Below are 12,819 nucleotides of genomic sequence, written 5' to 3'. Positions count from 1 at the left end.
GCGTTGAAATTATATTTGAATGCCTGCAATTTCGGTTGCGGGCATTTTTTATTTATGACTGAAAGTGATCGAAGTACGTTCATCTAGGAATTTCATGTCTACAAGATTATATTTGTCAAAGGGCTGTTGAGTCAAGGAATTCGATAAATGCTACTTTTTGCATAACCATATGGATAGTGTCGTAAGTAAAACCGGAATTATGGTCAAAAGTCCCGGCAAAATGAATGCTTCTGAGCTTAAAGAGTGGAAAAGGAAATCATACGAGAGAGCTAAGGAATATTTATTTTCGATAGGGCAGCCATTGGTCTATTTTGGAAAAGACGGAACACCGGTAGCGGAGTACTCTGATGGGAGAATAGAAGCAGTTCAATGATCATACATTTAATTGCCGGGCCGCCTGGAATTGGTAAAAGTACCTACGGCAGAGAGCTGATTCCAACAGATATCCCCATTGTGGATCATGACCTCGCTGCTCAACAATACAAAAAAGAAGGCTTAGTAGATTACTCTCAGTTAGCTTCACAAAAGGCCAATCAGTTCATTAGTAGTTGTATTAAAGACCAAACAGACTTTGCTCTGGAACTGAATCTGGGATATGAATCTCACTACGAATATTTACGCTCGCTAGCCATTTCCAGCAAAAATGTGAAGATACATCTGATCTTATTTTTTACAGAGAATGTGAATCTTTGCTTGCTGCGAGCCAAGGCCAGGTTCGAGAATGGGGGGCATTTGGTATCTCCCAAGATCATTGAAGAAATGTATAAAAATACCCTTCCACTTTTGAAACAAAATATTTCCATATTCTCCCTTTATACTTTTGTAAGCGTTACAAGCACGGAAATCGAAGTCGTTACGGAAACTGACATTCCTGCTTGGGTCGAAAAATCCGATCTGCGCAAATACATTAAATCTTAGACCGAAATCCAAAAAAATAACGGCCTGCCCGGTTATGACCAACCAATTCTCCAAATCACCGCAAAGCAATGCGATCGATAATACTGGTTTCAGCCCTAATAGTAGCGCGGAGGGGGGCAGGCTGACGAATAAGGACGGGCGGATAAACCTGCGGAAAAGTGGGGTGCCTTTATACGAGCGGATCAGCATCTATCACTCGTTGCTTAATATGAATCCTGTGGCATTTACGCTGACCGTGTTCGCGGTATATACCTGCCTGAATTTGTCTTTTGCAGCACTTTATTACTCCATCGGGATCGTTCACCTGAATGGTACCCATCCGGAAGGAAACTTTGTTGGAGATTTTTTGCAGGCTTTTTTCTTCAGTTCTCAAACACTCACGACAGTCGGCTATGGCCACATCAGTCCTTCAAACTTTGTGACCAACGTGGTGGCCTCGCTGGAATCATTCATTGGGATCATGTCTTTCGCATTGGTGACGGGTATGTTTTATGCCCGTTTTTCGAGGCCGAAGGCTTACATCCGATTCAGTCCCAGTCTACTAGTGGCACCGTTCAAAGGAGGGAGGGCGCTGATGTTCCGACTTGCTACTTACAAAAATAACCATCTCACTGATGCGGATGCGCAGGTTACCATTGCCGTACATGTGGAGGAGGACGGAAAAACCGTGACGAAATTTTATCCATTGCCATTGGAGATCAATCACATCAATTCGCTGGCGCTGAGCTGGACGATCGTTCATCCGCTGGACGACAATAGCCCGCTCCGTGACTATACCAAGCAGGATTTTATGGATTGTAAAATCGAAATGATGATTACGATCAAGGCATTTGATGATCATTTTTCGAATACGGTCCAGCAACGTACGTCCTACACGCAGGACGAGCTGGTATACGGCGCGAAGTTCCTCCCGATGTACGCCCGCTCGGAGGATGGTCATTATACAAACCTGATGCTGGAAAAGATCAATTTATACGAAAAGGTGACTTTGATAGCCTAACCTTCGCACATCTATTGGACGCCTCCTGTTCAAAGCCGTACAAACGTGTCCGAAAGCGGACATTAGATGACGTGTTTAGTTTTGTAAATAACTGAAATTCAATGTAATGTCTTGTTGGTATGAGTTTTAAGTAGTGGTTTTCGAATACCACAACCAATTTGACCAGCCATGATAAAAAACTATCTTATTACCTCTTTCAGAAATCTAAGGCGCAATTGGAATTTTACTGTTATCAATATCACCGGGCTCACCCTGGGCCTGGCTTGCTGCATACTCATTTTCTTCACGGTCAGGTATGAATTGAGTTTTGATGCGCATCATCAGCATAGTAACAAGATTTATCGTATCCTCAAACACAATAAAGGGGAAGGTGGCGGCTACAACATGGGCATGCCGCTGCCGATCCTCGCAGCGCTGCGGAACGATTATCCGGAAATGAAAAACCAGGTTACCTGTACCTATTCCATGCGGGAAATTTTGGTGACGATCGGTGAGGGGCCTGCCAAGAAAAAACACTCGGAGCCTTCTTATTATGTATCATTTGTGGGCCCGGAATATTTTCGAATGCTTGATTATACATGGATTAAAGGCTCTCCCGCCACTTCTCTTACCAACCCAGGATCGGTTGTCCTGACCGAAACCCAGTCGGAAAAGTATTTTGGAAAGGGTAATTCGATGGGTAAAACCATACGCGTCAACAACAACATGAACTTTGTTGTGACCGGAATTGTGAAAGATCCTCCTGCGACTACCAATTTCCCATTTTCAACCATGTTGTCCTTTTCTTCATTAAAACAATATGGCGCATTCACGCAATGGGACGACTGGGTTAGCTCTTATGGCGGCGGGCAAATGTATATGATGTTGCCAGAGTCAGTGACGGAAGAGCGAATGGAGCAGCAGCTGGCATCTTTTACCAAAAAATACTGGGAGCCAAAACAGGCCGCCGAAGAGGAATTGGTGCTGCAACCTTTGAAGGAAATTCATTTTGATACGAAAACAAGTAACTATGCCGGTCGCTCGATCAGCAAAGGAATGATATGGTCGATGGTATTGGTCGGGATTTTCATCCTGATCACCGCCTGTGTGAACTTTGTGAATCTCGCGACCGCACAGGCATTGCGCCGCGCGCGAGAAGTGGGTGTACGGAAAGTGCTGGGCAGCACCAGGGGACAGTTGCTGCGCCAGTATTTCTCTGAAACTGCATTGATTACGATTTTATCCGTCGTACTGGCACTTATCGTAGCGCAAAGTGTGCTACCGTATGTGAGTAATGTCCTTAATATCAAGACGGAAGGCGTCATTTTCTTTACAGATCTGTCCGTGATCTCGTTCCTGGTGGTACTGACTGCTGTAACTACTTTGCTGGCAGGTTTTTATCCTGCATTGGTGGTGTCGGGCTATCAACCGATACTGGCTCTAAAAGGTAAGATGAGGACTGCGGGTAGCGGTCAAAATAATCTGAGATCGGGCCTTATTGTACTTCAATTTACGATTTCACAGATCGTGCTGATCGGTACGCTTATCGCTTACAGTCAGATGAAATATTTCCGTACGCTGGATCTGGGGTTTGACAAAGATGAGATCATCAGCATGCCCATTCCGGACCGGCAACCTGGGCAACTGGAAGCATTTTATGCCAAGTTGGCGTCGGAACCCGGTATTAAGTCAATGAGTTACAGTGCGTTCACACCGATGTCACGCAGCAATTGGCAAACTGGCTTTGTTTTCGAAAATGACGCTGATGCGCTTCCATTTGAGATAGTCATGCGCCCGGCGGATACCTCTTATGTTAAAACTTATGGGCTCACTATGGCTGCGGGCAGAATGTACCTGCCGGCTGATACTATGCGAGAATATGTTGTCAACGAGGCGTTTGTGCAAAAGCTAGGTTATAAAAATCCGCAAGATATCATCGGAAAAAGGATGGCGATTGGTGGTTCTGATTACAAGTTGCCGATTGTGGGCGTGGTGAAAAACTTCAATACATATAGCCTCCACCGTGAAATCATTCCTTGCGTGTTGACAACTGACCGCAACAACTATTTAACGCTTAGTGTGAAGCTGGCGGCGAATTCGGATGCCCGCCAGATCGAGCGGATTGAAAAAGCCTGGTCAGCCACTTTCCCTGATTATCTTTTTAAATACTCTTTCTTTGACCAAACACTTAGCAGCTTTTACGAAAAAGAGGAAAAACTGTTCTCCCTGTTCCGAATCCTGACGGGTATCGCCATTTTTATCGGCTGCCTGGGGCTATACGGTGTAGTCGCATTTATGGCCGAATCACGGACCAAGGAAATGGGGATCCGCAAGGCGATCGGTGCATCGGCGATGAATATTTTCGGGCTGTTCTCCATTGATTTTGTAAAACTGGTTGTAATTGCCCTGGTCATTGCATCCCCCATTGCCTGGTATGTCATGAATGAATGGCAGCAGGATTTTACCTATAAAGTGGAGATTAGCTGGTGGCTGTATGTGGTTGCCGGTATCTCAGCGGTCATTATTGCATTGATTACCGTTAGTTTCCAAAGCGCAAAAGCTGCATTGATGAATCCAGTGAAGGCGTTGAGGAGTGAGTAGGTACCAGCTAAAAGCTATTAGCCGTTAGCTTTTAGCCGATTTCATGGTAAAAGTAATTTCAAAACCAAACAGTCAGTATAAAAAAGCAAAAAGCTAATCGCAAAAAGCTAGTAGCTAACAGCTAAAAGCTAACACCCAACCCCGCCATGATTAAGAACTATTTCCTGATTGCGCTGCGCAATCTTTCGAAGAACAAAGTCTATTCATTTATCAACATCGCCGGGCTTGCCGTAGGTATTGCCGTGGCCATGCTGATCGGCCTTTGGGTGTGGGATGAGCTTTCTTTTAATAAATACCATAAAAACTACGACCGGCTCACGCAGGCTTACATTAGCCAGACATTCAATAAGCAAACCGGTAGTGGGAGGGCCGTATCGCTTCCGTCGGTGATGGAAATGCAGACTAAGTATGCTGCGGATTTCAAAAATACCTCCATGGCTTCGTGGAATTTTGGGCATTTGCTGGCCAATGGCGATAAAAAGATCAGCAAGCAGGGAATGTTTGCCCAGCCTGCTTTTCCTGAAATGTTGTCATTGAGAATGATCAGCGGGGACTTAAAAACAGCATTGAAAGAAACCGGCTCGGTGGTGATTTCAGAATCTGTCGCAAAAGCATTGTTTGGTAATGGAGAGGCGCTGAATAAAACGCTTAAACTCGATATCAAAAAGGATGTGAAAGTGACGGGGGTATATGAGGATATTCCATTTAATTCCGAGTTTCATGACCTCAACATGCTCCTCACCTGGAATGATTACCTGCTCGCTGAAAACTGGGTGAAGGATGCACAGACGCAATGGGGTAACCACTCTTTTCAATTTTATGCGCAGGTAGCCGACCGTGTGGATATTGAGAAAGTATCATTGAAAATCCGGGATGTGGAAATGCCACACGCATTTTCGAAAACCGACAACCCCCGATATTTTCTGCATCCAATGAGCCGCTGGCATTTGTACTCCGATTTCAAAGACGGGAAGAATGTAGGCGGAGGGATACAGTTTGTGTGGTTATTTAGCATTATCGGTGTATTTGTTTTGCTTTTGGCTTGTATCAACTTCATGAACCTCAGCACCGCGCGTTCCGAAAAGCGTGCGAAAGAAGTGGGTATCCGTAAAGCGATTGGTTCGCTGCGGACCCAGCTGGTATTTCAGTTTTTGAGTGAATCATTTCTGGTAGTCGGGTTCGCATTGATTTTGGCGATACTACTGGTGGCACTTACATTGCCTGCATTCAATGAGCTTTCGGGGAAAAAAGTAGGGTTTCCGTATGCCTACCCGATGTTCTGGCTTGCGCTGATCGTCTTCTCCGTGTTCACTGGCTTGATTTCGGGAAGCTATCCTGCCTTTTATCTGTCATCTTTCAATCCGCTGGCGGTTTTGAAAGGGACTTTCAAGTTGGGTAAATGGGCTGCTACGCCAAGAAAAGTCATGGTGGTGATGCAGTTTACGGTCTCCATTACGCTCATTATTGGTACCATTATTGTCTTTCAGCAGATTCAGCATGCTAAAAACCGGCCGGTAGGTTACGACCGGCAAGGTTTGTTGCAGATTAATATTTCCCCAAACCTTTACGGTAAGTACTATCCCCTGCGGGATGATCTTTTGAAATCCGGTGTGGTGTATGAAATGAGCGAATCGTCGAGTCCTACTACCGGCATTTATTCCAATCAGATCGGTTTTGAATGGGAAGGAATGGAGGCAGGATCGTTACCATTATTTGGCACGATCGCGGTTACGCATGATTTTGGAAAAACGATTGGCTGGAAAATTATCCAGGGACGTGATTTTTCAAGGGCTTATTCGACAGATACTGCCGGTTTTGTATTAAATGAAGCAGCAGTCAAACTGACGGGAATCAAGGACATTGTGGGTAAAACGATCCGTTTCAACGGGAAGCCGCGTCAGGTGATAGGAGTAATCAAAGATATGGTCATGCAGTCTCCCTACGAGCCCGCGGTTCCGACCGTCTTTTTAATGGATTATGAATGGGCGAGCCTGATTAATATAAAATTGGCGCCTGGTAATGAGGTAGATAAGGCATTGAAAAAAGTAGAAGCCATATTCCGGAAGCATGATCCGGACTCGCCTTTTGAATTCAAATTTGCAGATGAAGAGTATGAAGCCAAGTTCCGGGCGGAGGAAAGAATTGGTAAGCTGGCGCGGGTATTTGCAGTTCTGGCGATCTTTATTTCGTGTTTGGGCTTGTTCGGATTGGCGGCTTATACGGCCGAGCAGCGGACGAAGGAAATAGGTATCCGCAAAGCGCTGGGGGCAAGTGTGGCGCAGATGTGGGCCATGTTATCCAAAGAATTCGTGTATCTGGTGATCCTGTCCTGCGCAATCGCCTCACCCATTGCATTATATTTCCTCCATGACTGGCTGAAAAAATATGAATATCATATTGAATTGAGCTGGGTTGTATTCGCAGTGTCGGCGGTGACTGCGATTGTGATTACGCTGCTTACCGTAAGTTTCCAGGCGATTAAAGCTGCATTGATGAACCCAGTGAAATCGCTCAGGAGCGAATAGTGTTCTTCCTGATATCATAGAATTAAAAAATCATCCGGCATTCAATTAGATTATCATTGAATGCCGGATGATTTTTATTGTAATACTCCTACCAGGCTATGTTGATTTGATCTTGGTACAAGCCAAACTTAGGATCTGAGGTAATGATCGTATGATCTTCGGAGATGGCCGTCGCGATAATCAATCTGTCAAACGGATCGCGATGCTGATCCAGAAGGAGCAGCTTTTGATAGGCGATAATATGTGATTCTTTTATCGAGACTGTCGTGATTTCATCCCGGGAAGACCTAGCCATAGTTTCAGCCAGTGAATCAGGCAATTCAAGTTTGCCAATCGTGACTTTAATGGAAATCTCAAACCAACTGGCAGTACTTACAAAAATTTCGTTTTCAAGATTCTCAATGAGTAATTTGGCTTTTCGGGAAAGTCGCGGGTTGTCTTCAAGAAACCAAATCAATGAGTGTGTGTCCAGCAAATATTTCATTTAAATATAATCTTTAAGATCGTCCAGCGGTTCGTCGAAATCGTCAGACATTTTAACTTTTCCGCTTAAAATTCCAGCCTTTCGCTTTTTTAATGGAGCAGGGTTTTCCTCAATGAACGTGACGATCACTTCCATACGCTTATCAACCGGTGGTTTTTCCATCAGCGTGATCTGCCCATTTTCAAAAATTCCTTTTACCGCGGTCAACATGTCGAGAGTGTTTTCGGTTGCTACTCAAATATAACTGTTTATGATTGTTTTTATTAATGTGATGCCATTAAGGAATTCTCACATTAAAGTAAAATATCAAATAGTAACCACTCGTCGATAAAAAACAGCATACTGTCTGGTAAATGACCTGGTTCGCAGATTGGCTTTAAAGTGAATTAAACGTTTGTCAAAAAAGGCCCTCTAACCTACATAAACAAACAATTTAAACATTTTAGAAACCATGAGAAAGACCATTTTAGCCATCGCAACCATAGTTACATTGACAGTAGGCAACAGCTTCGCACAACGTAACAACCGCCACGAAATACCGGCTGTAAACAACTCCCGCGTTGATAATGCTTTTGAGGAGTTCAAGATCAACAAGCTGGATGAAATTGTAAAACTGTCGCGCAAGCAGGAAAACAAGATCAAGAAGATCGAAAACCATTATGACCGTCTGAAATCATCCAACAGAAGATACAACACGTATCAGGGTGCTCAGCGTCTGGAACAGGAAAAACAAAAAGAAATCCTGTCCGTGTTAACCCCGGCGCAACGTCAGCGTTTGTTTGCCTACCAACATGGAAGCCACTTCGACAACCGTCGTTACAACCGTAAAGGATAATTTTTGCGAAACTTGCCAAGTCTTCAAGACTTGGTAAGTTTTTATTATTCAAGACTTGCCAAGTTTTATTGCTTTTAGCCGTAGAAAATAATCGAAAAGCATCAATGCTGCCAGCCCGATAATGATGAGCGAATAATGCTGTGGCACATTGTTCATTTTGTCGGAAATAATGTAAGTTGATCGGGTAGCCTGCTCAATTACGCTGATGACTTTTGGAGTTTGTTCGGAGGTATTTCCAGGAAAATAAAAACATGCTGCAATGACCAGTACCGCAGCTGCAGCTATCCAGTACCATGTTCTTTTGGAAATAATAGGCTGATACCTGATCGCCGGAGCGGCAACAGGCAATGCACGCAAAACCTGGTTCGTGAAAGCAACTGACGGTTTTTCAAGACTGGTACCTTGGATCAGCATTTTCAGCGCAGCCTCCTCAGTAGTCGCGATGTGTTGCCATTCCACACTGACCTTTTTCATTACATTTTCAGTAAAATCTGTGCGGGGCTTATCTATTGCAGCTTTTTGCAGCAGTTTTCTGAAATTTTCTTCGTTAGGATTCTCCGTTTCCATGCTCGGCGTTATAACAAGAATTGTAGTTCTTTCCCCAAAATCTTCCTGGCCCTGAACAGCTTTATTTTGATATTAGCAGCAGAAAGGCCCGTAATTTCTCCGATTTCTTCAACCGAATTTTCGTTCATATAGTACAACGTAATCAGCAGCGACTCTATTTTCGGCAGCCTCTGGATTGCGGCTTTTACAAATTTATCTCTTTCAGCGGTTTGTAGTTGCTCAATCTGAGGAGTTGAATGGTCGTAATTGTAATTTTCACTCAATTCCTCGTCAATGGACAGGAACTGAAACTTATCCTGCTGTAATTTAGAAATTGCAGTCCGGTAAACGATGGTATAAAGCCAGGTCGAAAATTTCGATTTTCCCTGAAATGCATTGATCTGAAGATAAACCTTCACAAAACTTTCCTGCGCCACATCTTCGGCGTCTTCCGCATTACCCAGGATATTGAAAGCAATGGTGTAAGCCATATTTTTGTACTTATCTACAAGAAAAGTGAAGGAACCCAGGTCTCCTTTTTTTACATTGTCAATATGGATCTGATCTCCCGGGTTCTTCATGCATTCAAGTTACTCATCTTCTGATAAGACATGAATGATGACTGGTCGGTTACAGTTTGGGAGATATATTTTTTATTAAATATTTTTTCAAAAATCTGTAACCAGACAGAGGTGTCACCTGTCAAATGGGTACAAAACAATTAATAGAAAGATCATGAACGGAGTAGTAATATCATTGGGAGCATTTGCCGGGCTTTTTGGAATTTTTTACGTTTTCCTTATGACGCGCCACCGGGAACGTATAGCCCTCATCGAAAAAGGCGCCGACGCCTCTATTTTCACGGATAAGAACTTTTCCAGCTATCCTACCTTGAAATTCGGAATGCTGTTCGTTGGTATCGCTCTGGGCATATTGCTGGGCGATATTCTGGAAAGACAATATGATTTTAATAAAGGGGTTGCCTATTTATCAATGACTTTTCTGTTCGGCGGGATAAGCCTCATTTTAAATTTCCTGATTGAAAGAAAAATGAATGGCTAACTGCCTCATAACCTGCTGGGATTATATTTGCTTACCGATTAAATCAAATATTTGCCGTTCGTCATTTAGCGAAAATATTATCGCATAGTACCTTGCATCGCAAAGTACCTTAGAATACATTTGTATATCAGTTTGATTTTTAACTGTGATACTATGGCCATTAATTAAGAAAAGTAGCCCCAAATTTTAACGATGTTTTTAAAAGAGCCACAATCTCTTACAGGAATTACTATGCCTTTTGCATCTATTAGCCAGCTCAAAATGTTCACCATGAAAACATTACTCCTAGTTTTAGTCTCTTTTCTTTTCTCCGGACTCGTGTGCGTGAGCCACGCATCTTTTGGGCAAACGATCAATACCGGAAGCCGGATATCCGGGTTTGTCGCCGACTCTTCCAATAACAAAGCGCTGGATTATATCACGGTTAGTTTAATGACAGATAAAACCACGGCGATCAAGGCGGACTTTACCAAAACTGACGGGTCATTTGTATTTAAAAACCTTAAACCATTGAAATATTCGATTGTGATTGTCGGGGTAGGTTACAAGACAAAAACAGTGGTTGCGGACCTATCGGACAGTACCAAACAAAGCATGGAGCTTGGCTCCATTTCGATTAGTCCTAGCATTACCGGCCTTAAAGAAGTTACAGTCACGACGATTAAACCCATTGTCCAACAGGAAGTGGACCGTATCATTTATGATTTACAGGCAGACCCCGAAAGCAAGGTTTATAGTGTGCTGGAGATGATGCGCAAAGTGCCTTTTCTCTCTGTGGATGCGGACGACAACATTTATCTGAAAGGCAATGCGGATTTCAAGATCCTGATCAATGGCAAACCTTCGAGTATGGTCGAAAGAAGTTATAAAGAGGTGTTGAGAAGCATGCCGGCCTCGTCCATTGAGCGCATTGAAGTGATCACCACGCCGCCAGCCAAGTACGATGCCGAAGGATTGGCCGGAATTATCAACATTATCACCAACAAAAAAATGGATAACGGCTATAATGGTACAATTAATGTAAACGAACGCTTTCCAATTGGAGGACCTGGATTTGGCGGAACCGTGTCTGCTAAGTTGGGAAAAATAGGGATGACGGCTATGGCTGGTGGAAGCCAGTACAATACGCCATCAACGCTGAATAGAGTGAGTAGAAGTACTTTCGGTGAATCTCTGACAAATACGAATCAGAGTGGATTTGCGAAATCAGCCAACAAAAACGGTTATATCGGATATGAAATCAGCTACGAAATTGATACGCTGAACCTGTTGAGTGCGCAGTTCAATATCAACGGCAGTAAATCGGAAGGCTCAGGTTATCAGACTTCCCGATTGAACCGGAGCAGTGAAATCCTGGAAGCATATCGGGTTGACAATAATAACTGGGGGGATGGAAACGGAATGGATGCAGCACTCAACTTTCAACGGACTTCAAAAGCAGATAAAAATAGGCTCCTGACATTCTCGTATCGCTATTTTGGGTATAACAATAAGCAAAACAGTAACCTCTCGATTTCGGAGCAGGTCAACTTCGAGCTGCCTGATTACCGCCAGATCAATTCACAAAGTTTTTCGGAACAGACTTTTCAGGTGGATATCGTGTACCCAGTCAAAAAACTGACGATTGAGGCCGGCTTAAAAGGCATTATGCGAGATAATCGCAGTGATTTTCGATATGATGTTTTTAATCCTGATACAAATGAGTATCAAATCAGTCCCGGGATGAGCAACAAGTACAACAATACTCAAAACGTCTTCGGTGTTTACAATACCTATCAATATAACCTAAAAAATTGGTCTTTTAAAGGAGGTGTACGCATTGAACAAACGGTCGTCGACGCGGACTTTATTTCTACCGATTCAAAGGTAAAGCAAAACTATTTCAACGTGATCCCGTCGGTGTCTGTCAACCGTAAATTCAAAAATAACAATGCATTGAACCTGGGTTACTCGCAGCGTATCCAGCGCCCTGGAATCTGGCAGCTAAATCCATTTATCGACCGCTCCAACCCAAATTTCGAAAGAACCGGGAATCCAAACCTGCGACCTGCATTTGTTAACGACGTTCAATTGACTTACAGCCTGAATAAAAAAGCATCTATTAATATTGGGACTGGCGTTACAGCTTTTCGTGACCTCATCTTCCAAGTAGCAGTTTATGATCCGGAAACGAACATCACACGGAATTCTTTTGAGAACACCGGAACGGCACGTCTCATTATGCTCATGCTGAATGTCAATTATCCAATCACGAAAAAATGGAATTTCAGCCTGAATGCCAGAGCAGCTCATGGAAAAGTAAAAGGAATTGTAAACAACATTCCAGTGACGAATCAAGGCATTATGTCGCAAGTTTCTGTATCCACGGGTTACCGGCTTGTTAAAGACTGGAAAGTGAGTGCGAATTTGAACCTGAACGGGCCTGGTGTTAATTTACAGGGAAGCAGTAATGCCATGACCAGCTGTGCCTTCAGTGTCAGCAAAGACGTGATCAAGGATAAATTAACATTCTCGGCCGCAGCCAATAACCCATTTACCAAATTCAGAAGCTTCCGGCGGGAGACATCAGGGCCCGATTTCGGCCAGACCGATTATCGCAGGGATTACTTCCGATCATTCAACCTGAGCCTGAACTACAAATTTGGCCGCTTGAAGGCTGCTATCAAGAAAAATCAGAGGGGTATACGGAATGACGATGTGCAGAGCGGTAACTAATCTAGCGAGACTTGGCAAGTCTGAAAAGGCTTACCAAGTCTTTCTTTTAATTTTCGCGTACAAGGCTGAACAGCATTGTCCGTTTTCGGACGATCATAAAGGAGTTAAATTATTGATTATTAGCATTTTGAGTAAATGGCACAAATTTGTTAGC

Annotated in this window: 12 protein-coding genes; 8 read left to right on the top strand and 4 right to left on the bottom strand. The window is 43.6% G+C overall.

The annotated features are described in order from the left end of the window. The first annotated feature begins 169 nt into the window (after positions 1-169). From ABIO93_RS32165 to ABIO93_RS32145, 5 genes are all read left to right on the top strand, one after another. Complete coding sequence (locus ABIO93_RS32165; protein WP_348074152.1) at positions 170-373, top strand: hypothetical protein; 204 nt, start codon at positions 170-172, stop codon at positions 371-373. Beyond that, entirely contained in the window at positions 370-918 is a 549-nt protein-coding gene (locus ABIO93_RS32160) for a hypothetical protein (RefSeq protein WP_348074151.1), read from the top strand. The genes ABIO93_RS32165 and ABIO93_RS32160 overlap by 4 nt, the downstream gene beginning before the upstream one ends. A 34-nt stretch (positions 919-952) precedes the next feature. Then, positions 953-1,918 carry an ion channel gene (locus ABIO93_RS32155; protein WP_348074150.1) on the top strand — a complete coding sequence of 322 codons (966 nt, stop codon included), beginning with the start codon at positions 953-955 and terminating at the stop codon, positions 1,916-1,918. 168 nt (positions 1,919-2,086) lie between these two features. Further along, positions 2,087-4,498, top strand: a complete 2,412-nt coding sequence (locus ABIO93_RS32150) for an ABC transporter permease (protein ID WP_348074149.1) — start codon at positions 2,087-2,089, stop codon at positions 4,496-4,498. A gap of 146 nt (positions 4,499-4,644) precedes the next feature. Continuing rightward, on the top strand, positions 4,645-7,023 hold the full coding sequence (locus ABIO93_RS32145; protein WP_348074148.1) for an ABC transporter permease: 2,379 nt from the start codon (positions 4,645-4,647) through the stop codon (positions 7,021-7,023). A gap of 88 nt (positions 7,024-7,111) precedes the next feature. On the opposite strand, the gene ABIO93_RS32140 is transcribed toward ABIO93_RS32145, so the two are convergent. Continuing rightward, positions 7,112-7,507, bottom strand: a complete 396-nt coding sequence (locus tag ABIO93_RS32140; RefSeq protein ID WP_348074147.1) for a type II toxin-antitoxin system VapC family toxin — start codon at positions 7,505-7,507, stop codon at positions 7,112-7,114. Further along, complete coding sequence (locus ABIO93_RS32135; RefSeq protein WP_348074146.1) at positions 7,508-7,717, bottom strand: DUF2281 domain-containing protein; 210 nt, start codon at positions 7,715-7,717, stop codon at positions 7,508-7,510. A gap of 241 nt (positions 7,718-7,958) precedes the next feature. Between ABIO93_RS32135 and ABIO93_RS32130 the strand changes: the two genes are divergently transcribed. Continuing rightward, positions 7,959-8,342: a hypothetical protein gene (locus tag ABIO93_RS32130; protein WP_348074145.1), complete on the top strand. Its 384-nt coding sequence runs from the start codon at positions 7,959-7,961 to the stop codon at positions 8,340-8,342. A 48-nt stretch (positions 8,343-8,390) separates the two neighbouring features. Here the strand turns inward: ABIO93_RS32130 and ABIO93_RS32125 are convergent, their stop codons facing one another. Then, positions 8,391-8,909 (bottom strand): hypothetical protein, encoded by a 519-nt coding sequence (locus ABIO93_RS32125; protein ID WP_348074144.1) that lies wholly within the window; start codon positions 8,907-8,909, stop codon positions 8,391-8,393. Between the two features lie 8 nt (positions 8,910-8,917). Beyond that, a complete protein-coding gene (locus tag ABIO93_RS32120; protein WP_348074143.1) occupies positions 8,918-9,469 on the bottom strand; it encodes a sigma-70 family RNA polymerase sigma factor in 552 nt (183 codons plus the stop codon). A gap of 154 nt (positions 9,470-9,623) precedes the next feature. On the opposite strand from ABIO93_RS32120, the gene ABIO93_RS32115 reads away from it, so the two are divergent. Both ABIO93_RS32115 and ABIO93_RS32110 read left to right on the top strand, forming a co-directional pair. Then, positions 9,624-9,950 (top strand): DUF6249 domain-containing protein, encoded by a 327-nt coding sequence (locus ABIO93_RS32115; RefSeq protein WP_348074142.1) that lies wholly within the window; start codon positions 9,624-9,626, stop codon positions 9,948-9,950. A 270-nt stretch (positions 9,951-10,220) separates the two neighbouring features. Then, positions 10,221-12,665, top strand: a complete 2,445-nt coding sequence (locus ABIO93_RS32110; RefSeq protein WP_348074141.1) for an outer membrane beta-barrel protein — start codon at positions 10,221-10,223, stop codon at positions 12,663-12,665. Positions 12,666-12,819 lie beyond the last annotated feature (154 nt).

The sequence above is a fragment of the Dyadobacter sp. genome (genome assembly GCF_039919315.1).
In the GTDB taxonomy this organism is placed as follows: domain Bacteria; phylum Bacteroidota; class Bacteroidia; order Cytophagales; family Spirosomataceae; genus Dyadobacter.
Note: the sequence above shows the minus strand (reverse complement) of the source record. Positions and strands in the feature narration are given on the sequence as shown.

Coding starts and splice junctions, on each gene's coding strand:
- ABIO93_RS32150 (WP_348074149.1), top strand. CDS start 2,087: ATGATAAAAAACTATCTTATTACCTCTTTCAGAAATCTAAGGCGCAAT.
- ABIO93_RS32115 (WP_348074142.1), top strand. CDS start 9,624: ATGAACGGAGTAGTAATATCATTGGGAGCATTTGCCGGGCTTTTTGGA.
- ABIO93_RS32165 (WP_348074152.1), top strand. CDS start 170: ATGGATAGTGTCGTAAGTAAAACCGGAATTATGGTCAAAAGTCCCGGC.
- ABIO93_RS32160 (WP_348074151.1), top strand. CDS start 370: ATGATCATACATTTAATTGCCGGGCCGCCTGGAATTGGTAAAAGTACC.
- ABIO93_RS32110 (WP_348074141.1), top strand. CDS start 10,221: ATGAAAACATTACTCCTAGTTTTAGTCTCTTTTCTTTTCTCCGGACTC.
- ABIO93_RS32145 (WP_348074148.1), top strand. CDS start 4,645: ATGATTAAGAACTATTTCCTGATTGCGCTGCGCAATCTTTCGAAGAAC.
- ABIO93_RS32140 (WP_348074147.1), bottom strand. CDS start 7,507: ATGAAATATTTGCTGGACACACACTCATTGATTTGGTTTCTTGAAGAC.
- ABIO93_RS32120 (WP_348074143.1), bottom strand. CDS start 9,469: ATGAAGAACCCGGGAGATCAGATCCATATTGACAATGTAAAAAAAGGA.
- ABIO93_RS32130 (WP_348074145.1), top strand. CDS start 7,959: ATGAGAAAGACCATTTTAGCCATCGCAACCATAGTTACATTGACAGTA.
- ABIO93_RS32135 (WP_348074146.1), bottom strand. CDS start 7,717: ATGTTGACCGCGGTAAAAGGAATTTTTGAAAATGGGCAGATCACGCTG.
- ABIO93_RS32155 (WP_348074150.1), top strand. CDS start 953: ATGACCAACCAATTCTCCAAATCACCGCAAAGCAATGCGATCGATAAT.
- ABIO93_RS32125 (WP_348074144.1), bottom strand. CDS start 8,909: ATGGAAACGGAGAATCCTAACGAAGAAAATTTCAGAAAACTGCTGCAA.